General features: G+C 36.7%; 30 protein-coding genes. 20 read left to right on the forward strand and 10 right to left on the reverse strand.

Going from position 1 to position 23,202, the window contains the following annotated elements:
- Positions 1 to 14 precede the first annotated feature (14 nt).
- The 9 genes from M2132_RS04925 (at position 15) to M2132_RS04965 (ending at position 7,994) form a co-directional block, all read left to right on the forward strand.
- Positions 15 to 299 (forward strand): nucleotide modification associated domain-containing protein, encoded by a 285-nt coding sequence (locus M2132_RS04925; protein ID WP_280671933.1) that lies wholly within the window; start codon positions 15 to 17, stop codon positions 297 to 299.
- Positions 296 to 1,036 (forward strand): DNA methyltransferase, encoded by a 741-nt coding sequence (locus M2132_RS04930; RefSeq protein ID WP_280671935.1) that lies wholly within the window; start codon positions 296 to 298, stop codon positions 1,034 to 1,036. Before M2132_RS04925 ends, M2132_RS04930 begins: the two co-directional genes overlap by 4 nt.
- Positions 1,033 to 2,139 (forward strand): DNA cytosine methyltransferase, encoded by a 1,107-nt coding sequence (locus M2132_RS04935; RefSeq protein WP_280671937.1) that lies wholly within the window; start codon positions 1,033 to 1,035, stop codon positions 2,137 to 2,139. The genes M2132_RS04930 and M2132_RS04935 overlap by 4 nt, the downstream gene beginning before the upstream one ends.
- A 184-nt stretch (positions 2,140 to 2,323) precedes the next feature.
- Complete coding sequence (locus M2132_RS04940) at positions 2,324 to 4,723, forward strand: virulence-associated E family protein (RefSeq protein ID WP_280671939.1); 2,400 nt, start codon at positions 2,324 to 2,326, stop codon at positions 4,721 to 4,723.
- A 344-nt stretch (positions 4,724 to 5,067) separates the two neighbouring features.
- Complete coding sequence (locus tag M2132_RS04945; protein ID WP_280671941.1) at positions 5,068 to 5,379, forward strand: hypothetical protein; 312 nt, start codon at positions 5,068 to 5,070, stop codon at positions 5,377 to 5,379.
- Positions 5,363 to 6,808: a DEAD/DEAH box helicase gene (locus M2132_RS04950; RefSeq protein WP_280671943.1), complete on the forward strand. Its 1,446-nt coding sequence runs from the start codon at positions 5,363 to 5,365 to the stop codon at positions 6,806 to 6,808. The genes M2132_RS04945 and M2132_RS04950 overlap by 17 nt, the downstream gene beginning before the upstream one ends.
- Positions 6,792 to 7,100, forward strand: a complete 309-nt coding sequence (locus M2132_RS04955; RefSeq protein ID WP_280671945.1) for a dATP/dGTP pyrophosphohydrolase domain-containing protein — start codon at positions 6,792 to 6,794, stop codon at positions 7,098 to 7,100. The genes M2132_RS04950 and M2132_RS04955 overlap by 17 nt, the downstream gene beginning before the upstream one ends.
- Positions 7,101 to 7,207: 107 nt before the next feature.
- Positions 7,208 to 7,351: a hypothetical protein gene (locus M2132_RS04960; protein ID WP_280671947.1), complete on the forward strand. Its 144-nt coding sequence runs from the start codon at positions 7,208 to 7,210 to the stop codon at positions 7,349 to 7,351.
- A gap of 16 nt (positions 7,352 to 7,367) precedes the next feature.
- A complete protein-coding gene (locus M2132_RS04965) occupies positions 7,368 to 7,994 on the forward strand; it encodes a hypothetical protein (protein WP_280671949.1) in 627 nt (208 codons plus the stop codon).
- Here M2132_RS04965 and M2132_RS04970 read toward each other — a convergent pair.
- The 3 genes from M2132_RS04970 to M2132_RS12105 all read right to left on the reverse strand — a co-directional run bounded on the left by M2132_RS04970 (position 7,991) and on the right by M2132_RS12105 (position 9,824).
- Positions 7,991 to 8,464 carry a hypothetical protein gene (locus tag M2132_RS04970; protein WP_280671951.1) on the reverse strand — a complete coding sequence of 158 codons (474 nt, stop codon included), beginning with the start codon at positions 8,462 to 8,464 and terminating at the stop codon, positions 7,991 to 7,993. The two genes, M2132_RS04965 and M2132_RS04970, sit on opposite strands and share 4 nt — an antisense overlap.
- Positions 8,465 to 9,170: 706 nt before the next feature.
- A complete protein-coding gene (locus tag M2132_RS04975; RefSeq protein WP_280671952.1) occupies positions 9,171 to 9,497 on the reverse strand; it encodes a hypothetical protein in 327 nt (108 codons plus the stop codon).
- Positions 9,498 to 9,560: 63 nt separating this feature from the next.
- Entirely contained in the window at positions 9,561 to 9,824 is a 264-nt protein-coding gene (locus tag M2132_RS12105; protein ID WP_280671953.1) for a helix-turn-helix domain-containing protein, read from the reverse strand.
- Between the two features lie 968 nt (positions 9,825 to 10,792).
- Here M2132_RS12105 and M2132_RS04980 point away from each other — a divergent pair.
- The 10 genes from M2132_RS04980 (at position 10,793) to M2132_RS05025 (ending at position 15,935) form a co-directional block, all read left to right on the forward strand.
- The gene (locus tag M2132_RS04980) at positions 10,793 to 11,350 is read left to right on the forward strand and encodes a hypothetical protein (RefSeq protein WP_280671954.1); all 558 of its coding nucleotides are present in this window, start codon (positions 10,793 to 10,795) and stop codon (positions 11,348 to 11,350) included.
- Between the two features lie 4 nt (positions 11,351 to 11,354).
- Positions 11,355 to 11,642 carry a hypothetical protein gene (locus M2132_RS04985; protein ID WP_280671955.1) on the forward strand — a complete coding sequence of 96 codons (288 nt, stop codon included), beginning with the start codon at positions 11,355 to 11,357 and terminating at the stop codon, positions 11,640 to 11,642.
- A 6-nt stretch (positions 11,643 to 11,648) separates the two neighbouring features.
- Positions 11,649 to 11,906, forward strand: coding sequence for a hypothetical protein (locus M2132_RS04990; protein ID WP_280671957.1), 258 nt, complete (start codon positions 11,649 to 11,651; stop codon positions 11,904 to 11,906).
- Between the two features lie 22 nt (positions 11,907 to 11,928).
- Positions 11,929 to 12,327, forward strand: coding sequence for a hypothetical protein (locus tag M2132_RS04995; protein WP_280671958.1), 399 nt, complete (start codon positions 11,929 to 11,931; stop codon positions 12,325 to 12,327).
- Positions 12,328 to 12,530: 203 nt separating this feature from the next.
- The gene (locus M2132_RS05000) at positions 12,531 to 13,121 is read left to right on the forward strand and encodes a hypothetical protein (RefSeq protein WP_280671960.1); all 591 of its coding nucleotides are present in this window, start codon (positions 12,531 to 12,533) and stop codon (positions 13,119 to 13,121) included.
- A 675-nt stretch (positions 13,122 to 13,796) separates the two neighbouring features.
- Positions 13,797 to 14,468 carry a recombinase family protein gene (locus tag M2132_RS05005; protein ID WP_280671961.1) on the forward strand — a complete coding sequence of 224 codons (672 nt, stop codon included), beginning with the start codon at positions 13,797 to 13,799 and terminating at the stop codon, positions 14,466 to 14,468.
- A 2-nt stretch (positions 14,469 to 14,470) separates the two neighbouring features.
- Entirely contained in the window at positions 14,471 to 15,067 is a 597-nt protein-coding gene (locus M2132_RS05010) for a recombinase family protein (protein ID WP_280671962.1), read from the forward strand.
- Between the two features lie 53 nt (positions 15,068 to 15,120).
- Entirely contained in the window at positions 15,121 to 15,348 is a 228-nt protein-coding gene (locus tag M2132_RS05015; protein WP_280671963.1) for a hypothetical protein, read from the forward strand.
- 27 nt (positions 15,349 to 15,375) lie between these two features.
- Positions 15,376 to 15,570 carry a hypothetical protein gene (locus M2132_RS05020; protein ID WP_280671964.1) on the forward strand — a complete coding sequence of 65 codons (195 nt, stop codon included), beginning with the start codon at positions 15,376 to 15,378 and terminating at the stop codon, positions 15,568 to 15,570.
- Positions 15,571 to 15,587: 17 nt separating this feature from the next.
- Positions 15,588 to 15,935, forward strand: a complete 348-nt coding sequence (locus M2132_RS05025; RefSeq protein WP_280671965.1) for a hypothetical protein — start codon at positions 15,588 to 15,590, stop codon at positions 15,933 to 15,935.
- Here the strand turns inward: M2132_RS05025 and M2132_RS05030 are convergent.
- From M2132_RS05030 to M2132_RS05040, 3 genes are all read right to left on the reverse strand, one after another.
- On the reverse strand, positions 15,932 to 16,552 hold the full coding sequence (locus M2132_RS05030) for a hypothetical protein (protein ID WP_280671966.1): 621 nt from the start codon (positions 16,550 to 16,552) through the stop codon (positions 15,932 to 15,934). The genes M2132_RS05025 and M2132_RS05030 overlap by 4 nt on opposite strands.
- Entirely contained in the window at positions 16,527 to 16,883 is a 357-nt protein-coding gene (locus M2132_RS05035) for a hypothetical protein (protein WP_280671967.1), read from the reverse strand. Before M2132_RS05035 ends, M2132_RS05030 begins: the two co-directional genes overlap by 26 nt.
- Positions 16,884 to 17,116: 233 nt before the next feature.
- Positions 17,117 to 17,443 carry a hypothetical protein gene (locus M2132_RS05040; RefSeq protein ID WP_280671970.1) on the reverse strand — a complete coding sequence of 109 codons (327 nt, stop codon included), beginning with the start codon at positions 17,441 to 17,443 and terminating at the stop codon, positions 17,117 to 17,119.
- Between the two features lie 32 nt (positions 17,444 to 17,475).
- On the opposite strand from M2132_RS05040, the gene M2132_RS05045 reads away from it, so the two are divergent.
- Positions 17,476 to 17,925, forward strand: a complete 450-nt coding sequence (locus tag M2132_RS05045; protein WP_280671972.1) for a hypothetical protein — start codon at positions 17,476 to 17,478, stop codon at positions 17,923 to 17,925.
- A gap of 8 nt (positions 17,926 to 17,933) precedes the next feature.
- Here M2132_RS05045 and M2132_RS05050 read toward each other — a convergent pair whose 3' ends face one another.
- The 4 genes from M2132_RS05050 to M2132_RS05065 are packed head-to-tail and all read right to left on the reverse strand — an operon-like array spanning position 17,934 to position 23,113.
- Positions 17,934 to 20,900: a hypothetical protein gene (locus M2132_RS05050; RefSeq protein ID WP_280671974.1), complete on the reverse strand. Its 2,967-nt coding sequence runs from the start codon at positions 20,898 to 20,900 to the stop codon at positions 17,934 to 17,936.
- Positions 20,901 to 20,948: 48 nt separating this feature from the next.
- Complete coding sequence (locus tag M2132_RS05055; protein WP_280671976.1) at positions 20,949 to 22,043, reverse strand: hypothetical protein; 1,095 nt, start codon at positions 22,041 to 22,043, stop codon at positions 20,949 to 20,951.
- A 16-nt stretch (positions 22,044 to 22,059) separates the two neighbouring features.
- The gene (locus M2132_RS05060) at positions 22,060 to 22,716 is read right to left on the reverse strand and encodes a hypothetical protein (protein ID WP_280671978.1); all 657 of its coding nucleotides are present in this window, start codon (positions 22,714 to 22,716) and stop codon (positions 22,060 to 22,062) included.
- Complete coding sequence (locus M2132_RS05065) at positions 22,706 to 23,113, reverse strand: hypothetical protein (RefSeq protein WP_280671980.1); 408 nt, start codon at positions 23,111 to 23,113, stop codon at positions 22,706 to 22,708. The genes M2132_RS05060 and M2132_RS05065 overlap by 11 nt, the downstream gene beginning before the upstream one ends.
- Positions 23,114 to 23,202 lie beyond the last annotated feature (89 nt).

The following is a 23,202-nucleotide window of genomic DNA, read 5'->3' on the forward strand; positions in this document are numbered from 1 at the left end:
ACATTAAAAGAATTATGAAAAATCAATCACCTAAAATAGATCAATTTAAAGGCATAACATCTGAAATGTCGGATTTGTACGAACGCAAGAATGCCGATTATGGAGACAGCTTTGGAAAATCTTTCAAAGAGTATGGTGAAGCGATGCCTTGTATTCGCTTAGAAGACAAGTTAAATCGTCTGAAATCCCTAACTATCCGAAAACAATCGGCACAGGTAAATACCGAAAGTGTTGAAGATACTCTTATGGATATCGCCAATTATGCTGTAATGTCTATCATCGAGTTACGAAACCGATGATATCTAATTTCAAAGCTGAGACATTCGGATGCGTAACACTTATAGAAGGCGATTGTTATGAAATTATGGATACTTTTTATCCTTTTCAATTTGATCTGGCAATACCGGATGTAGATTATGGGTTGGATGTTACCAAAATGCCGTTTACAAAGAGAACGGTGATGCCTGTAAAGCAGAAAAATGGCAAATCACTCAATGTAAGAAAATCAGAATACAAGCAGAAAGACTGGGACCTAAAAACTCCTGGTCTTTCTTATTTTGAGAAACTATTCGATGTGTCAGTACATCAGATTATATGGGGCATTGATTATCTGAATATTCCCAACATTGGAAATGGAAGAATTAAATGGGATAAATGCGTTCCCGAGAAATTAAGTTTTAAAGGTTTTGAAAGAGCCTATTGTAGCTTACTGGATTCTGAGATTGATATAAAACTACTATGGAGCGGATTCAGGCAAGCAAAAAGCTTAGAAGAACCAACAATACAACAAGGGAATAAGAAGTTGAATGAAAAACGGATTCACCCTACACAAAAACCAGTGCTTCTATATAAACGCTTATTGCTAGACTACGCCAAACCCGGATGGAAAATATTAGACACTCACGGAGGAAGCATGAGTCTGGCAATTGCCTGTTTCGACTTAGGATATGAGGTCGTAATTATAGAAAAAGACTCCGATTATTTTACCGATGGTCGGGATAGATTAATAAAACATATAACGGATAAGAAAATATGAATCATGCATCTCTTTTTAGCGGTATAGGTGGTTTTGATCTTGCAGCTGAATGGATGGGATGGCATAATGTGTTCCACTCCGAAGTAGATCCTTTCTGCAATAAAATATTAAAATATCATTTTCCAAACTCTATATCTTATGGTAACATTAAAGAAACAGACTTCACCCCACACAAGGGGGGGGTGGACATACTTACCGGTGGATTCCCCTGTCAACCATTCTCATCAGCAGGATTACGCAATGGAACAGACGATTCCCGATACCTTTGGCCTGAAATGTTCAGAGCAATTAGAGAAATTCGCCCCCGATGGGTCATTGCGGAAAATGTTCGTGGATTACTTAGTTGGAATGGAGGGTTGGTTCTCGACACGGTGTGCACTGATTTGGAAAATGAGGATTACGAAGTCTGGCCGTTCTTACTGCCAGCTTGCGGTGTCAACGCTCCGCACCAAAGATACCGTATCTGGATTATTGCCTACTGTTCGAACAACGATGACTGGGGGAATACATCCGAACAGGCTAAAAGACAAAAACAACAATTCAGAAACCGCTTTGAGCAAGGTATTGCTTCCAACACCTACAGCGCAGGATTTCAAACGCAGAGGGCCGAACAGCAAGCAACAAGGACTCCCGGAGATATTATACAATATGAAATTACTCCCAACACCGCTTGCGAACAATCATCGAAACGGGAGAACATCGATTACCCCGAGTATACTACAAAAGTTGAACCAAGGTTGGACTGTAGAGCTTCACGATCTTGCAACGTTGAGCCTACTTCCGACCCCGACCAACTCAATGGCAACATATCCAGATTTCATCCAAGCGAAGTATCACAGTTCCAAACGCCCGGAATATGGAAAAATAATTGGAAAAACTTTCCAACTCAACCCCCTGTTTGTAGCAGAGATGATGGGCTTTCCGGTAGGATGGACACTAACGCCCTTCTTGATGGACGAAAACCCCGAAACCCTTGGCAACCGTGGAATAAATGGAGGCAAGAATCTGTAAAGTCGTTTGGTAATGCCGTTGTTCCTCAAATACCCTATATGATTTTTAAGACCATAGCTGATTTTGAAAGAACTTTAAAATTGTTTGAATAATGAAACATCAAAATTCGGGATATCTGGTATTAACCAAATCTGGTTTATCGGGACGAACCTACCATAAAGACGAATTGATCAACGGTAAACAACCTATTTACGTAAAGTATGAGAATAATAAAGATCTGAAATTACTCTGTGACCCTGAATCTCTCACCGTAAAAGGATTTATAGATTAATAAATATGAGTGATAAACTACAAATAAAATATGATGGTGAATTAGATATCGCCATAGGAAGAAGCCGTAAAGAAGTCAATTGGAAAAATAAGACAGTTGATTGGTCTGCTTTCTTGAACCGGATTAAAGATACCCATCGAACACATGAAACGTTTTCTCAATATCTGGGGATGAATAAAACCATGCAATCCGATATAAAAGATATTGGAGGTTTTGTTGGCGGATTCATTGCCGGAGGTAGACGTAAGATAGAAAACGTCTCTCACCGACAACTCGTTACGTTGGATATTGATTTCGGAACAATGGATATTTGGGCTGATTTCAAATTAATGGGATTCGCCGGAGCTATCTATTCAACTCATAAACATTCTCCGGATAAACCGCGTCTGCGTCTGATTGTACCTTTAGATAGAGAGGTTTCGCGTGAAGAATACGAACCAATCGCTCGTTATATTGCTAATGAGTACGATATCAACGCTTTCGATGATACAACCTTCGATGTTTGCCGGTTAATGTATTGGCCGAGTTCGCCAAAAGATGGAGATTACATCTTCGAATATTCGGATGGAGAATGGATGTCGGCAGACGATATTCTAAATTCATATACCGATTGGACGGATGCTAGTAGCTGGCCTATCAGCGAAAGAGTAGATAAAGCCGTGCATTCCGAAATCAAAAAACAGGAAATACCAACCGAGAAAAAAGGGATCGTGGGAGCTTTCTGTCGCACTTACTCTATTAGTGAAGCCATTGATAAATTCTTAGCTGAAGAATACGAAGCTTGCGATGTAGAGAACAGATTTACCTATAAGCATGGAAGTACGGCTGCGGGGTTAGTGGTTTACGATGATCTCTTTGCCTTTTCCCATCATGGGACCGATCCTGCGAGTGGTAAGCTGTGTAATGCCTTCGATTTGGTTCGTGTACATAAATTTGGAATAAAAGACACTGATAGTAAAGAAAATACTCCGGCTAATAAACTTCCATCTTATATCGCTATGCAGGAATTTGCAACAAAAGATGGAGAAGTTCGGAAAACCATTGCCGAAGAAAGACTGGAATCCGCAAAAGAAGATTTTGAAGATTTTACGGAAGAAGATGTTGTTGAAGTAGAAGACGATACTTGGCTAGAAAAACTGGATGTGGACTCCAAAGGTGTTACTAAAGCATCAATAACCAACTGCCGGTTGATATTCGAAAACCACAAAGCATTTAAAGGAAAATTTGCATATAACGAATTTAGGAATACCAATGATGTTATGGGCAATCTTCCTTGGCGTAGAGTCGATAAGAGTATGAATATCTGGAACAACTTCGATAATGGGCACTTAAGCGAATGGTTCGAACGTAATTTCGATATCTCCCACGAATCAAAGCTCAAAATAGCTAAACTCAACACATTCGATATGCACAGATACCATCCGGTACGTGATTATCTGAATAGTCTGAAATGGGATGGAGTCAAAAGAGTAGAAACCGTATTTATTGATAATCTGGGTGCGGCAGATACACCATATACCAGAGCGGTCACGCTTAAAAGTCTGGTTGCTGCGGTAGCTAGAATTTTCGAACCGGGTGTAAAATTCGATTATGTGTCAGTCCTTGTCGGAGAGCAGGGTGTCGGGAAAAGCGTCACACTTCAGAAACTAGGTAAATCCGACAAAGGGTGGTTCTCCGACAACTTTGACCTGAAAGGAACAAACCAAGATGTTGAACAGGTTCTCGGTGTATGGATCAAAGAGATTCAGGAGCTTGCCGGATTCAGAGGTAAAGATGCGGAAAAGGTAAAATCCTTCATCAGCTCCCGACAGGACGAATGTCGGTTAGCCTTTAAAGAAGAAAAGGGCTATTTCCCTCGTCAGTGTGTATTCTTCGGAACATCTAATGATTATAACTTCCTGAATGATCCGAGTGGCAACAGACGTTTCTGGCCTATAAGGACGTATGTTCAGGAGCCAACAAAAGATTTTAGACGATTGGAAGACGAAGTAGACCAGATTTGGGCAGAAGCCGTACAAATCTATAAAAATGGAGAATCCTTATTCCTCGACAAAAATACGGAAGCTATGGCTCGTAGAATGCAGGACGATTACCGAAGTATTGATGAATGGGAAGAACTTATAAGAGAATACCTCGACATAGAGTGGCCCGAAAACTGGAAGGAGATGGATCTCGGCTCTCGTAAGCTATTCCTGAACGGAGATGAACTTGCACCGAAAGGGGAAGTAAAAAGAGACAAGTTCTCCGTTCTTGATATTTGGTGTGAGCGTTTCAATGGCGACATAAAAATAGCTTCGTCTGATGCAAAACGTATACGAAATGCGATGCGTAAAATTGAAGGTTGGGAGGAAAAAGTAATTAAGGTCGAAGGCAAATCTGTCAGGGGCTTTTACCGAATAAAATAAGGTACACATCAGCTACATTTTTAAAGAAATTGTAACCTTTTTAATTACAGAGTTACTATAAATTATATAAATGTAACCTGTTTTGTAACTCTCCAAAGTGTTTATTACAAACAATTTGGAGTATAAAAGTTACAAAGTTACATATTTATATTAATAGTAATATTTATTAGGTATTATATATTGGTATATCGCTGCCTAATTGCATACACCCTACGCGCGTACGCGCGAGTAACCCTCAAAATAACAGAAGTGAATGCGCATCGTCCGGCTGTCGAAAGGTAGCTTTTGGTTGCTGTTATATCATGCTGAAATAATAAATAGGTCTGCGACCTTAATCAACTTTTATGAACGAAAAATTACTAGAACGAAAACTCGTTGCCGCCTGTAAGAAACTTGGTTGTAAAGCAATCAAGTTTTCTTCTTTTTATGACACAGGTTATCCGGACAGGGAGATTCTAATACCCGGAGGATTCACTTGGTGGCGTGAGATTAAAACGACAGGAGAAGAACCCTCACTTATGCAGAAAGTTAAAATCAAATTGCTACAAGACATGGGATTCAACGTTGGTGTTATCGACAGTCAGGAATCGTTAGACCAAACTATAAGAGATCTTGAAACCTTTTTAAAACAGATTGGGTATGTTAAGAAAGAGTGATATGCATGGATATCAGGATCATTCTCGTCAACACATAATAGACAATCCAGCATCAGGGCTCTTTCTCGAAATGGGTCTTGGTAAGACAGTATCTACCCTTACTGCCATTGACGAACTGATATTTGAACTATTGTCTGTAAAGAAAGTGTTGATAATAGCTCCGCTTAAAGTAGCGCAGAATACCTGGTCTAAAGAAATAACCAAATGGGAACATTTGAGGCATTTGACTATATCCAAAGTATTAGGTCCCGAGAAAAAACGAAAAGAAGCTTTAAAGCAAGATGCCGACATATACATCATAAATCGGGAAAATGTTGTCTGGTTAGTCAATTATTACGGAGGATCCTATTTTCCTTTCGAGATGTTGGTTATCGATGAATTATCAAGTTTCAAAAGTCCAAAATCTCAACGCTTTAAGGCTTTGCGAATGGTTAGACCCAAGATTGACAGAGTAGTAGGCTTGACAGGAACACCAGCCCCTAATGGACTTATCGATTTATGGAGTCAGGTATATTTATTGGACCAAGGAGAGAGATTGGAGAAGAATGTTACTCAATATAGGACAAAATATTTTACTCCCGGAAGATCTAATGGCCATGTAGTATTCAACTACAAGCTCAATAAAGGAAGCGAGGAAATTATACATGAGAAAATAAGTGACATCTGTATCTCTATGAAAACGGAGGATTACTTGGAATTACCTCCGGTTCTCTCACGTATGGAGGAAATAGCACTTGACGACAAGACAATGGAATCCTATTTGGAATTCGAAAAAGAACAGGTGTTATCTTTTGTCGATGGAGATGTTATAACCGCCGATAATAAGGCAGCTCTATCCAATAAACTTTTGCAATACGCTAATGGGGCTCTTTATTCAGAAAACGGACCCGAAGGTTGTAATAAATATAGTAATAAGAATTACCATGTGGTCCATGAAGCCAAATTGGATAGGTTAGAAGAAATCATAGATACAGCCAATGGCCAATCGGTTCTTATCTTTTACCAATTCCAGAGTGACTTAGACCGGATTATGAAACGGCTCAAACCATATAAACCTGTAATACTCAAAACAGCCAAGGATGAAGACGACTGGAACGATGGTAAAATACCTGTTCTTCTGACGCATTCCAAAAGCGCAGGGCATGGGTTGAACCTTCAGGATGGCGGAAGCATAGTAGCATGGTTCGGCATCCCTTGGTCACTCGAAGAGTACCAACAAGCCAATAAGAGGCTTCATCGTCAAGGGCAAAATAATACAGTGATAATCCATCACTTGATAGTACCCGGAACTTATGATGAAGATGTTCTAAAATCCTTACAATCCAAAGATCAAACACAGGATTACTTAATGGTAGCTCTCAATGCTAGAGCAAAAAAATATATAACAGAACAAAATAAAACAGAATTTAAAAATGGAAAAATTATTTAAAACTTGGGGATCATGGGCATCCACGCAATTCCCTAATCAAACTACAGTAGGAAAAGTAAACCACTTAAGTAAAGAGGTTGCTGAATTGAAGGAATCCATAGAAAAAGGGAAGATAGATATAGTCGAAATAGCCGATTGTTTCGGACTACTGTTCAGTATATGTGACATAGAAAAAATAGACTACTTAAGTCTTAAAAAAGCTATTGAGGACAAACTTATCATAAATAAAAATCGGGATTGGCCAAAGACTCCAGAGAGTGATGGTTCCTACTTACATATAAAAAGCAAATGATTTCATTTAGACTCGGTCTTCTCACGATCAACATTACTTAATATAAAACTCAAATAAAAGGGTCTGTGCCCCCCCCCCCAAAAAAAACTTCAAAAACATACGATAAGATGAACAACGAATGGAAGATCGATCATCTGGTGCGTAATGGTTATATAATTACCCACCTTGGTAAAAACATAAGAGCTGAAAAAGGAACAGAATCTGTTCAAGGGAATGTACACACAGTTCACAAGAAAGTATTTGGCTATTAATAATTCAAGAAAAAAAATGATTAAATCTATATTCAACTCAGACGGAGAGGCTATAAAAGCAGCTTTGGATATACATTCTACTAAAGGATTTGTAGATGTTGATCCTACCTACAGTATTGGAAATTTTTATAGAAAAACCGGAATAGAAGAGCCCAAGTTGAAATTCGACATTGCACCTCAGGTAGAAGGAGTTATACAATCAGATGCACGAAACTTACCTTTAGATAATGAATGCGTAGATACTATTGTTTTTGATCCTCCATTTTTGGCTACTATGGGTAAATCCTTACAAAAAGATGATGCATCCAACATAATAGCTAAACGATTCTCGGTATTTCCTAATGAACAAGAGTTACATCAGTTTTATATAGATAGCCTAAAAGAATTTTACAGGATACTCAGAAATAAAGGTATTGTGATATTCAAATGTCAAGATAAAGTAAGTAGCGGGAAACAATATTTAAGCCATGTTTTTATAATCAATGAGGCTGAAAGATTAGGGTTTTACACCAAAGACATTGGAATTTTATTGGCGAAAAGCAGAATAATGGCACAATGGCAGAAGAATCAGAAACATTTTAGAAAATTCCACTCTTATTATTTAATTCTGCAAAAGCAGAATAAAAATATCAAATACGTTTAATTCCGAATCAACTTCAGTCGATCCCCACGATAAAACATCAGAGGATTAATGAAGAAATACTTGGGTTTATCTGACGAGGCTATAACTTTTCTATCCTTAAGTTCAGATATAGCTTTATAGATATGGCTTTTATCCGTATAACCGGTGTATGATTTGCACTTGTTCAGTACAAAATAAACCGTATCCTCATATTTCAGCTCAGAGAGAAAATAAAGCAATACTTTCTGAGCTCGGGAAGACAAATCACCGAACACGATCAGTCCGGCAGGATACAGTTTAATGAAACCTTCTGCATCAAACAATTTCATACGGCTAACCGTATTGAACCCTGTTTGAACTTCACCTGTCTTAGTATCCACAACATCTACGACTCCGCCATTAGCTATAACAGATTGCCTGTTTTTAGTCTTAACGGAATACAATCCTTCTAAAAAAGGATTTCTCGACTCTATTTCAGTGGATTTAGACATATTGTGAGCAAAGATATAAATAAAACAACAAAAGAGGTACGAAATGCACATCTTTTAGTGTTCAAATCGTACCTCTTTTTATTTTAATTACTCTTGATAATCAAAAATATACAAGAATATCTATTCTTCTTATAATAGAAAGGTAAAAAGCAGGAGGCATTTTATCCTTTTAAGATAAAAGCAGGATAACTAATAGTCAAAACATAGTCAATTTAGTGATTATATCAACTGAGTTTTAAACTTTACACCATTAGATGACCATCACTTCATCTGATATAAAAATAATGGCTTATTCGGCTTTAAAATGCGTTTCTACATTTATAAGATTATAGGATAAGAAGAATAAAAAGCTAAAAATACACATATACAACTGGTACTCAATATATTAAATATAAATATCAGAAATCCAGAAAAAAATAAAAAAAATAAAAGCGATATCGGGTTGGGCGTATTCCGAATCTACAAAGCGGGGGCGGGGTATGCAATAGCCACCAATGAATATAAAATTCTGATAGTCAATATTTTACAAGGTTAACATTATTAATATTTCAACTCTTAAACGGTCGTTTAAGAGTTGATTTTAACCATTCGGTTTAATCTGTTTATTATCAGTGTATTACATCTTGAAATCGGATGCGTTTTAATGTGATTATCTTTCTCTGTTATATTGTAGTTAGCTTTTATAGGCGTTAACACGCTGATACAGTTACCAGCCTCTGCGATCCATCTCGTCTAAATGTTCTTTTTGTTCTTTGCTTCCTTGGTATTGTCTTTGTCTGGCTTTGCCGTCTATTGTGTGGTATTTACCGTCCGGCGTGACAGTTGGTTTGTAGTTAGGATCTGTAGAATATCCGCGCGATGTTTCAACGTTATTATTTTGATAGGTAGAATCCACTCCAATAGGAGTGTTATTTTCTGTACTTACTTCCGTGCGATTAGATATTATTCCTAGTATAATTGCTAAAATTATAATTATTAGTAACAATATACCAGGGATAATAATGTTTCTATTACTTACTTTAGTTTCTTTCATTATCTAAATATCTTTTTAAGGAATCCCAAAACACAACAATACCTACTATCATAAGTCCCACAACTATGATACTGATATATGTATTTCTTTTCCGCAATGTGGGCAAAGGTTATTAACATGGGGCCTTTGTGACTCGTCTACTATTTCAGATATAGGTACACCCAGAGCCTTAGATATTTTCCGAAGCGTGTCTAATGTAGGATTATTCTTTGCGAGCGTAGTCCCTAAACTATCGCCAGAAGTCCCGATACTCTCAGCTAAAGCCCTTAAAGTAGTTCCTTTTCGCTTACAAATATCTTTGATTATATCTTTTATATTCCTTTCCATACTTTTTTGTACAAAAGAAAACCTTTATATCTGAAAACACAACTAAAGTTCTATTAATAAAAGTTAAACAAGAAAGAAAGTTCTATTATTATTTGCATAAACGAAACTAAAGTTCTATATTTGTATTAGAAAGTTAAGGGAAACACAACGGTGTTATGATAAAACCCAAAACCGTTTTGCAGATACATATAACGTTTAAAAATCTGCCAGGCTGTGTTACCTGCCAAACACGTTAAAATTAATATATCAACTCTTAACTATTGGATGTTACAAGGTTTAGCGGTCTCCCTAAAATAAGAACCGAGAAAACGGATCGAACCGTTTACCCTAATGCAGGTTAGCGACCTTTGACGTATTGAAAAATGGATAACCGAGTTTAACGGGATCGGGTGAAACTGGACGACAGGAAAGAGTAACCATAATATTAAACAACTTCGGAGTTATAGCATAACGCACACGTGTTGCAAGGGTCGCAATCCTTATCCGAATAGAAATAAACACACGTAATAATCAACTTGAATTATTAACAACAAAGCGAGGTTTGAGCCTGAACAACTTAACAACCCCGCTTTATTAATACTCTTAAAAAGTATGAAAGCAAAAATAGTCAAGTTTTTGGATAAAGCAACATTTTATATTGCTTTTTCTGCTCTCGTCTATTTTGGTGTAATTCTAATTATAACCATTATAGATAGATTATAATAATCTCCCAGCCTTTTAACTCTGGTTTGTAAGTCTTCTTTAGTTAGGTGTTGACGAATGAACGATGCGAACAATAGAAAGAAGCGAAGCTAAGACTTAAAAAGGCTGTGTTTTCCTTCTGGTTATTTGGTTAACCTTAAGGACCTAAAAATAAACCGGTGTGTAATCCGACCAAAGACGCACACCGGTTAAAAACCGAATCAATTTAAAAATTAAATCAATTCATATAGGGGAAATTAAATCCTGCCCTATACAGGTGTAAAGATATGACAACAAATACAAAGAAACAATCTAATGATCTCAGATTCTCAACTGTTAAAATAGTAGGAAGTAAAAAGATAGTTGTAAAAATAAGACTTAATGATGAATGTAAAAACGGACACCAAGATTTTGCAATAACCGCTGATATTTATGAGAAAAAAGGAAACGGACAATATTATCATAGCTGCGGGGGTTGCTGCCATGATGAGATATTGAAGTATTTCCCTAAATTTAAAATATTTGTTGACTTGCATCTTTCAGATTATTCGGGTGCACCAATGTATGCAACAGAAAATGGGTATTATTGGTTTACGCAAGACAGAAAAACTGCACTTGAATATCTTAGAATAACAGACGAGGAATATGATAATATACAAGGCTATATTGCACAAAAAAACAATGGATTGATAGAAACCCAATTCAACAAGGTATATTTTGGTGAAGCTTTACAACATTTTGGTATTGTTGACAGATGGAGAAAGGAAGCGAAGGAAGCTATTAGTCAACTAGAATTATTGACAGAAACTAAATTTATTAATGATTCAAGACGTTCCAGCCTTTAACATTATGAAAGCAAATAATGATTATATGAGTGGCATTATTAATGGATGTCGCATAATAATAGCTGTTAAATTTATGTGGGCTAGTTATAATGAATCTCTATTCATTTGCACAGTTGACCAGCTTGCGACTGTATTGAAAAAGCATAGTAACGAAAAGGGAATAGAATTTATAAAAGAATTCGACCCTCAAAAACTTACCTTCAAACGAATTGCAAAAGCACAGCTATTGAAATGGTCTGAGATGGATACAGAAGCGCACTTATATTTAAAAAATCACTACTATTTTAATTAAAATACCATGACAACAAAATTATATATTGTACCTCGTTATTGTCCTAAATATAACGAGGTACTTCTGTTTTATTACGATGACAGAAAGCAGTTAGTTTGTTTTTGTCAGTCTGAAGGGCATAGTGTAGCCGATTACGGATATTATAAAAACAGCACAAAGCCAGTACCCACAGAAAAACAAGACGAAGCCGAAAAGCTTATAAAATCATATACCGAAGGTGAAGACTTCTTTATCGAATCAAGCAAATTAAAGTTTGCTAGTTAATAACCTATCAAAGATTAGAACAATGAAAACAGCTATTATAAATTGGGAAAATGCATACGAAAACGATTTAGTTCGTGAAACAATGGAGATATGCGAAATCGATGACGTGTTAGCATGGTTTGAAGGGGATCCGGATGAATTAAGGATCAACAGCGAAACGGTTTTGTTTATAGATATACAAAATCCAGAACACACCCGCCAAACTGTTATTTATTTAGATGGTAGTTATCAAGTTGATGAAACCGAAATAATTAAACGCCTTACAGAATTTTATTCTGTAGATGAAAATGGATCCGACTCTTTCGACCTGTATTATAACAAAACCGAATCCACTAACGAAAATATGAAAAACCTTAAAAACGGAATAGCCTACAGAGGCGGCAAAGGTTATATTTATTCTCTGTACACATCTAAAAATTGAATAGTTATGAAAAGATAAAATTGGAATTAACTCCTGCTCAATACTCTATACTAACTACCATCTTGAACAAAGTTGAAGAGTGCATGAGTTGGGATGATGATCTACAGGAATATGCTGATGGCGCGCGCTTCCTTATGTCGCTGGATAAAACAGAATACGCAGTATTTAAGAGACTTATAAACAACGTTTAAAAGATTAATAATATGGACAGATTAAACAAACAATTTGAGATACACACTATATCACGTCAAACTCTTATTGACTATGGGTATGACGAAGATATAGTCATGCAACTAAGTGATAGTGATATGCAAAGTATTGCTTCCGATCTGAATAGCTCCTATACTGAGTGGAACAACCTGTTCGGTTCTGATATGAGCATAATCCCCGAAAAATATATAAACCAAATAACTAAAGAAAATATGAAAAAGATTGATTTAAGCACATTCGAAAATTGCTGTAAATACTTAGAAATTGCGCCGAATTTACCAGATGTATCAATGTTGCCGGCTACACACGCAAAAGCATTAGTAAGCAACTATAGATTATGGGTTATCGCCGAAGCATGGAACAAAGAAGATAATTTTATCCCAGACTACGATAACGACAGCCAAAGAAAATATTATGCATGGTTTTGGAAATACAAAGAAGGTTTCCGTTTCAACGATTCGACGTACTATTACTCGAATGCCTGCACTGGTGGCGGCTCCCACCTTTGCTTTAAAACCCCCGAACGGGCAAAACAATTTGCGGAGATGTTTATTGACTTACATAACGATGTATTGCTTTTCTAATAACCACAGAATTAGGCAGTATGCTATTTTGTTTACTGCCTAATCTATAAATTTTGAATAACTATGAAACGGATTTTTGTGATGTACTTAATTTTGATACAGAAAAAGACACTCGCAATGCGTATTTGCTATTAAGCAAACGTAATCTTCACAGATACAGTTATCAACTTGTAAAATAAAATAATCATGTTTATACTAATAATTATAGTCATTGGAATGATCCTTTCATTCTTTAAAGAGATTTTCAAACCTTTCAATCCTAAATAAGCTATGACAATAACAATTTCAAAAATAGTAAATGAAGCTATTCTAATTTTTAAAAGGAATAATGCCTCTGAAAAATTCAGTATTTCTTTTGATGAGAAAATAAGAAGTTACCCAAACGGCGTATATTGTCATGCTGTAATTATACAATGGGATATGTTTTTCGACTATATATGTGGCAATGGGTGGATGTACGGGCAAGGCAACCACATTTTTTTGACGATAACGGAAATATTATAAGTAAAGAGATTTTTAAAAACAACACGTATATGTTAAAAGACTTCATGGCGTTTGAATATAGTGGACAAAATATAATTGAATATTTATCTACCCTAAGAATATAATATACTTACTGAACAAAAAGAAACGTGAACTTTTTTAAAATATCACCCAATTTTTAAATAAATCAATATGGAAAAGAAGTATGTAGCATATTATCGTGTATCAACACAAAGACAAGGTATATCGGGGCTTGGTCTTAATGCACAACGAAAAGATGTCGGTACATTCTTGTCCATACACGGAGGGGAATTAGTCACTGAGTACCAAGATATTGAAAGCGGGAAAAAGAATGACCGTCCAAACCTCATCCGGGCTATTGATGACTGTGAAAAACAAAATGCAATACTTTTGATTGCTAAATTAGACCGACTAAGTCGTAATGCTCCTTTCATTCTCACACTACAAGATTCAAAAGTAAATTTTGTTTGCTGTGATATGCCTGACGCCAATTCTATGACTATTGGAATAATGGCTATTCTCGCACAAGATGAAAGGAAACGCACCAGTCAACGCACCAGATCTGCGTTAGATATAAAAAAATCGAATGGAGTAAAATTAGGGAATCCTAGATGGGAGGAGGCTTTAACCCATGACGTTCAAAAGAAAGGAGCTATGGCTAACCGCTTAAAATCTATTAATCACCCCGCAAATAAAAAAGCTGCTGCATTTGCGTTAGTATTACGAAAAAATGGACTCACACTACAAGAAATTGCAGACGAACTAAATAAAAATGAATTCAGAACACCCAAAGGTTGCCCTTGGATTCCCAGTTCTGTCGGCAGACTATTAAATAGAGCATAGATATGAAAAAATATGTTTTTTACTCGCCTAATAAGCAAAAGAAAAAAGTAGAATATGATTTCTGTTTTGTTTCAAAATGTATCCAAGGAAAAATAATTGAAAAGTATATCGGCAAAACCAATCTAAAACAAGCTGCGGAATATGCTCTCGAAAATAAAATAATATTAGTGGTAGCTCTATTGCAGCATTTGGGCGACACACCCAAAGGAATAATAGGAGTGTGCAGAGAGATCGGTTTTGAAAATATTGTTTGTTGTGATGTATCTCTTCTAAGCGAGAGAGTTATAGTGGATCTATGTTATTACAGACAGCAGCACAAAATATATTCCTCAATATGTAGTTCCATAGGCAAGAAAGGTAAAGGTACGTCCAGTAATTTCACGCTTGCAGGACGTAAAAAAGGAGCTGAGGCTAACAAACAAAAATCGCAGAAGGATCCGGCAAATAAAAAAGCTATTCCGGAAATAATCAGATTACGAAAATTAGGTATGACAGGACAAGAAATCGCCGATAGTTTGAACGATCAGGGATTGCGAACGCCAACAGGTAAACTTTGGATAGCCAGTAGTGTATTGCGATTAGTAGAGCGAAATCAGTAATGATTTTTCTACAAAATTATCTATAAGAAAGAAATATTTAAAATTTACGATATATGAAAACTTTAAGTCAAGCTCAAATAGCAGAATTGAATAATTGGATATCAAACCAATATGACGGCTTAGATAAATTCTATCAAAGTTTATCAGAGATAAGTATGGCGTATGCCAGAATGTATGTAACTCTATCAGATATGAACGCTTCTGATGAGGCTATATCCATTGGTAAGAAACAAGATTTATATGTACTTTCAGAATTAATGAATATATTTAAGCCTGAATAGTTAATCACAAGAATTGGAGGTTGTATTATGAATTACCCAGAAACGTTAAGAGATACGATTGAAGTATTAGAAATTATTAGTAAATATACAAACGAACCTTTGGAATTTGAGGATGGTTATGCATCTGCCGATTTGGATACGACCCAACTATCCAGCGAAGAAATAGAGTTTTTACAACAGAAAGGGTGTTCAATCTCAGAGGGACTTATATCTTTCAGATGAAAATTGGAGGCAGTACCATGAAGATAAACGATTGGCTAACTAACAGTAAAATAATAGAAGAATCTGAGGACAAGACCCAGCAACTTCAAGATGTTCAACGACTCCACAAGACCTTTTTAGATATACCTAACAAGCATATAGAAGAATATCAAAAGCTAATTGTAGACAGGCTTAGTAAGTCTATCAATGCTGGCGGAAGTGTGAATTTCTACAATCCACATCTTAGTTGTTTGATAGGTATCGCACGAACGATTGACGATTTTAAAAGATTATATTTCGAAAATGGAGTCGAAGTGATGATGGTATTTGTTCGTCCCGATGGGACAGCTATAAGTGAAGACGAAGAAATTACTACAGATTTTTAACCCAACACAATTCCGGCTTTCCTCACTTCTTCCATAAACCGTTGTTTTTTATCAGGAGATATGTGTAGCTCATAGCCCAATAGATTGATATTATTTTTTTCAGGGAGAACGACTACGCAAGATTGTGCGCCATTTGACTCATCGGATTTTTTCATATTGGTGGCATCAATATACATTTTGTAATAGTCGCGCTTAAGAAAGGGGTCACTTGTAGTCGTTATCAGGTCGTTTAGTTCGAGGAGTACATCTTCTTTTGTACGTACACCATCCTCCAGATTTTTACGTATTGCTTCCATTCGGGCATTAGCGTCACCGACAGCTTCTTCGGAGGGGAAGAACAATCCTTTCTTTTTGGCATATTCTGCCAGGTGTTTATCCAACAACTCCTCAAATTCTATTTGAGCCTGAGCCAGTTTACGTTGGGCATTTTCGGAAGCAAAGAAAGGTTGTGCCGCACTGGAGTTTTCTGCTTCGGATATATACCCGGCAGTTTCGCGCCAAGCCCTTTGTTTATTTCCATATAACAGAAATAGCATACACGCACCATAGATAAGATCGTCTTTGGTTCGAGCGGCATTTGCTTTTAGGTTTTTAGCCGTTGTTTGCTTCTTGCCCATCAGGATTTAGGTGTTTATTTATCAGGTTTTGCACTTCGTTACGAAATTCGGCATTGGAAGCGAACAAGCTATTCATGGCGAACGATATTGCTCCGAAGTTTTCCAACGCAGTCCCGTCCTTCTGGTCCATGAGATGACGAAGAAGCCCATACCCGAATTGTTCCGAACTGTACCCAAGCGTAAAAACAGGCACAGGTAAGAATCCATCCTGAACGGTCTCATCCCCTTTTTTGATATACTTGGGTCGTTTTACATCTACTACGACTTTTTCATTATAGGCTCTGAATTCGTAGTTACCGGTTTTCAGTGATTTGTTATTATTTTTTCCCATACTTAAAGGATTGATTGTTAAAGACAAATTTAGTTGCTTTATACACTAAAACCAAATTAATTTGTATATTTGTATAAAATAGGATGCGCCTCAGATATTTCAAGCAAGCTTGATATCGTTAGGCTGCCACTATTTTTGTAATTCCATGAGTTTGAAAATTTTGTTTTCATAGTATTTTTTTTAGAACACGATCGACCGCTTCTTTATTTGTGATAGATAGGAGCGGTTTTTGCTTAAACCAATCTGAACCAATTATAAAGTTTTCTGTGTTTTAAATATACAGGATCCATATCATGTAAATAGGCTTCCTTTTCGAAGGAAATATTACGATAAGCATCCCTTTTATTTTTGTATTGTAGCAGCCGAACAACCCATTCAATGCCATACCAGATATAGAAAAACAAGTAAAGCATTTCCCTCATCTGCGCTGTATGAATGGACTCATGGTTGATTGTTCTATCCGATATCGGTTTATACTCTTTTCGGGCAAATATTACGCCGAATAAATTTAAGGCGACAAAGCCTTTGGTTGGTAATAATTTGTTATAGATTATTTTCATATATTTGTAATGTTCTAAAAAATTATATACTGATGAGAAAGATATTTTACATACTGTTTTCGATTTGTCTACTAACAGCTTGTTCTAGTGACGACCCTATTACTGATGATGGAGGGAACAATGGAACTATAAATCCAAACGCAGAACTTATTTTTAATGAACCATTATTACTTTTTGGTAAAAGTAAACAAGAAGTAAAAGCCAGCGAAACAAGAGATCTTGTCGAAGGAGCAGAAGCATCTTTCAAAGAAGTAAAAGGTAATTTGCAATATGTCATAAATTATATGTTTACAAACGATAAACTAACCGAAATTACTGTTGTTATAGAAAACCAACCTACAGATAGGTATAGTGAAACTGTTACATCTTTATCTAAAAAATACACAAAAGATAAAAATAAAGATATGTTCTATGCTGATTCCTATTATATATACCCAGTAGCTTCAGTTGACAAAACATCGTGGATTTATATGCCTAAATAATAGATAGTTTAATCCGTATATCGGAATACTTTTAGTGTTTCACCATCCATGTATACTTCTCTAGGATAAGCATTATCCCTGCCTTGTGGAAGAGATTCCGCATCTATCCATATTTTAGATTGGTAAGCATCTGCGATAAAAAATACTTTATTATCAGATTTTTGTATTTTTATTGCTCCCCCATCAATATATACAGATGTGTGAATTTTTCCTGTTTGCATATTGTACAAATAGAATTTCATACGTGGTCCTGCAAAACTGTCATTAACAAAGAAATCAAGTTCAAAAATAACTAAATCTCCATGCAACATTCGTAAAGACCTAGTAACAGGATCAATAACTATACAGTTACCATCCTTATTACTCTCAAATTTACCCATTAGCCGCAACCCATTTAATAAATCGTACAGGATATTACCCCCTGCAAGATCCATAGACTTATCAGCATTAAATTTATGTACACCGCCGCTTAACGATACATCTCCGTTCTCGCTAAAGGTATTAGCCCCTTTCCCAAACATGGCAGCTCCTGTGTCACCATCAATTTTTGAGACAAGTTCATCATTAGCGTTTTTAAACTCTAACGTTACTCCGAATAATAAAAATACCTTATTTACGATATCAATAAGTAATCCTTTGAATTTATTTCCCAACCGAACTTTACCATTGTTCAAGTCGTACATACTACCTTCATTAGAATCATCATCCACATAGTTGATCGATTTGATGACATCTCCATAAATAGCTCCACCTGATATATAAGCCATGCCATTTACAAGAGATATATCTCTCCGGTCTTCCTGAACAGGATAGATAACACCTAACAGCAAGTAATAATAATCCTTGTCAAAATCATATTGCAGTTTGTCGGTTGAGACGAACCATTCAGCGAGCCCCGTACTCCGTTCTGCTTTTACATAGATATAATAATCTTTATCGTTTTCAGATAATTCCTGACTGGCAGCATCATTTATACCCCAAGTAAATTTATCGACATCTGCGGGAGCTTCGTCACCACCTCCCCACCAAAGGGCACGATGATTGATATAACCTGTAGAAAGTGACACCTTAAATACATCATCTTCTTTATAAGCCTTCATGCTTATTTTGTTGGTCGTAAAATCCCGACTTTTGGCTCCGACTGCCAAGTACCCGGTTTCAATACTATTCGGACGAATATTCTCCGGATCGAAGTAGCCGTCCGTGTCGAATATCTTATCCCGAAGAGCACGGAGATTACGACTATTGCGAATACCATTCCGGCGATTAACTGTATTCTGCGAACCATTATTCTGAACATTCTCGGCTATATTTCCTATTTCATTTTCAATACGGTTTATCGGATTCGATATTATTTTTTCCGCCAGCGTTATCTGATAGGATGGGATCTGTTGTTCCGCTTTGTAGGTAATTACAAGGTTCTGAACAGATTTGACTGTATAAAAACTACCATCGTCCGCTTCCATATCACCTAACTCATTATCTACGATTCGCATACTTATAGCCTCTTTCAAGGCTCGGGCAACAATCGGACGATTTGCTAAATATATTTCATCCAGATTAACTGTATAGGATATTTTACTGCGGGAGTTCTCGTCCAGATATTTCTGAGCCGCTTCTTCCAGTCTTTCTTCGGCCCCAGTTACATAGCTCTCAGGCATAAGAATGTAGAGTAAAACAAACTTATCTCCTTTCTTGGGTTTCACATTGCCTGAAGGCAGTATATAATTAGCGGATGAAGTGACATCTTTTTCTAATCTGAATTTCCATCGGCAACCATCAGCATAATGCGGATCCGCAGAACTCAAAGGAGAAGCTTCTACTATCTTAAAATTGGTAACACAATATCCGGTTTTCATTGATAGGGTCGCATCCTCTGATGTGAGATATTCGTTTATGTCAAATCCCAGATCATACAAGTACACATAGAAGTAGGATTGTACCAAATCCCCATTCTCCTTAATCGTATCGTCTATATCTTCTACACCCCCGATAGTATCGATCGGATTGTTATTAGCGTCTACCATACCTTCGATAGATGGGTAAATGTCATCAAATGTTTTACTGCCCGGACGTACACCGAAATAGTCTATCAGATTTTGATTAGCTAACAAGTAGTCTGTTGGTCTGGCTTGATGTCGGGTGTCTCTAAATACAGGTAGCTGCAAATTTTGCGTGAATCGAGGAAATGACTCGTTTCTCAGATAATTCCGGTCGATATTTCGGTCACTACCTTTTACGCGTAATTTCGTAATAACGGTATTTGCCTCTACATCTCTTTGTATTTCGTATAACCCATTACCTTTTCCGTATTCGAATGTGATCAGCTCGTTCTCTACTCTGAATTCGGGGTATTCTACGCCTACATAGATAAGTTTCTTAGCAGTATCCAAATAAAAAAAGAAACCGAAGTCGCTGTTGGATCTAGTCAAAGCATTCCAGCAATTCTCATTGGATGGTGATATCTGTAAAGTCTCACTTTCCAATATTCTGTCGCCCCAGCCTATATTAGTCACAGGTTGAGGGTCGTCATATCCTTTACATGGCATAAGTATTACCCATCTTTCGGCTCCGGAATACTGACCATCCAGATTTGCCTGTATACGTCGGCACAAATCATACACATCTCCATAGAATGAAAACGAATCCATACCTGTGTAATACATATCATCATTCAACACATAGTCCATGAAGTCGCAGTCGACAAGTTCATATTGCTTGGACGTGAAAACGATAGATGTCTGAAACGCATCACCTCTTATACCCGTTGCCGATGTTCGTTTTATGGACGGTTCGTTCCGAACTAGATACTTCTCTCCTCTGAACTCTGCATAACTATTCGGCGGAAGATTTAATTTCTGTGCCGAAAGTAAAGTCGAAGATATGGTCTTCTCGCCCATTGCAGCTCCTGAATAAGAGAAGTCCTGAGTTGCGGTAACGAGTTTCCCTGATGGATTATATATTTTAAGCAACATGATGGTTTGTTTTTAATTCTCAAACGACTAATAAAAAGGTCTTTGACCTTAGTTTCTGTAGATACCGATTATCGGTAAATAAGTATAATCCTCTACATGGATATGCTCTACGATAATTCTGAATCCTTTTTGGATAAATTGGAATCCTGTAACTTCACCCTTTTTGTTTTTACACCAGAATGCAGATCGGGGAGTTTTTGTGTTTAGAGCCAAGTATTCTACAAAACCATACAAAGTATTTTTGTTATAAAACTCATTCCACATATCTGCCTGTTCTAAAATATCTTGTAGAGCTAAAAGGTCTTTTGACTCCAACATCCCGAACCCCGCAGGAAGTTCTATTTCAGGCAATAGTTCTTTGGCATAGTACATAACAGGTACATCCGCCGGAAATCTAAGTATAGCTTCTTTGCGGTTGATAAACTCCTGAAGTAAAGGCTTAAGCATAATCCAACTTTTTCCCATATCATAGCTAGAGATAGGATATGTTTGACCGTTATGGGAAATCTCACATCGTAATATGTATAACCCTTCCTGAACTTCTACTGTTTGTGAGTTTTCGACATAATTGTTACCTCCGAATACAGGAGTTCCGGTTTCGTAAGGTCTTCCATCAGATTGAACAACCAAAGCCCATTCATTCGTATTAGGGATATATCTATTTTGGATATCTTTTAGAAATGTACCATCTGAGAAATAGATATCACTGGCCGAGTTACCAATGAATAACCCATCAGATACATCTAAGGTAGACTGTGGTAATTCATTCAGGAATAATAATTCCAGTAGTTTCCATTTACCGTCTTTTTTACCGGTATCCCTAATGGATATGTAGCTCAGACGATATCCTTTAGCCTTATCTACATCTATTAATTGAAAAACTCCATCCTTTGATTCACCTCTTGCCGATTTGTCATACTGCCCTTTGGTGCGGTTACTTATGTATGAAGTAAGATTCGACAATAAGTTCATCTGATTGGGGTGTACAGCTACTTCCACTATAGTATTGAACAAAGCTGTACTGTTACCTAGCTCTACCTCCTCCTGATTTTTCAGTGATATTATATCCTTGACATCTACTTTGTATTTGTCATATATGTTTATGGACTCATCATCCCCACGTTGTATATAAAAAGTTTCCATGATTGTGTGAATTAAGTTAAATAAATGGGTCTGTGACCCTTATAGCGTTAATACTACTCGGATTAATTATGCAGAATCGGATATTATCTTTCGTAAAAGTTTCGGTTTTATCCAGATCCCGAGTTCCATCAGAATAAAAAACATCGATATTCTCACCCTCTGTTATTTCAAATGTCAATGAATTAGATGCTCTTCCATAAGTAGATGCTCCAAAAGATAACCCATTCGGGCATCTGAATTTCAATGTCGCCTGAACCAGATCCTTGCTTACACAGTATCCCCGATATTTTTCTTTCGAGAACGACATACTTTTGTAAGTAAGCCTTGCCCCTGTATTCCGGTAAGGAGAGAAAAGTTGAAAAACGCCATCTCTGTTCTCTTGTGTATATTGGTTTTTACCGGGTTGAATAAGGTATGTTATAAACTTGTTGAACTGGTCTCTACCATGAGCCCCATAATAGGTTACATCCAGTTCCACCTCTTTATCTGCGAATATGGCCTTATCAGGAATATATAATTCTACGCCTTGACTTTCAGCCCAATCACGGCTAAAAGGTTCTTTAGGATTGGGTATCTCTAACAGTCCTCGTGTAGCGTTTATAACAACTCCCCATTCGGCAAATATATCTTTCGCTTCGTCACTGGCTTTTTGTATGAAAAAATTACGTTGCATTGCGTTCACGATTATATATTTTTACGTTATCACCTTCGACTATGGAATTATCGTATCTGTAAACAGATACATTTGTTGTCCTCCTCACTTTTACTACAGAATCATTGTATGTTTCAACGCTTATTTTAGAATGGGGGCCACAAAATATCAATACTTCTGAATTGTGGAGAAGATATAGGCTCACCACTCCATAATCGGCAATCCATATTTTCATTTTACTGTCCCCGAGAACGACTACAGTATCGGCATACACAGTTGCTTCCGAATCCGAATCGACATAGATATTATAATCTTCAGTTTTCCCTTTCAGATACCTTCGTATTATATCGAGCGAAGGATAATCATGTTCGATACAAAAATCTATACCCCTCTTGTACATAGACATAAGAGAGTCCATGTCACCTTTCCAGTTTTCCTGCCAAGGTCTGCAAAGTCCCTTATTTATAGCTTCATTTAATAATAAATCTGATAATTCCATTCTTTGGT

This window comes from Dysgonomonas sp. PH5-45, from assembly GCF_029893235.1.
GTDB lineage: Bacteria > Bacteroidota > Bacteroidia > Bacteroidales > Dysgonomonadaceae > UBA1309.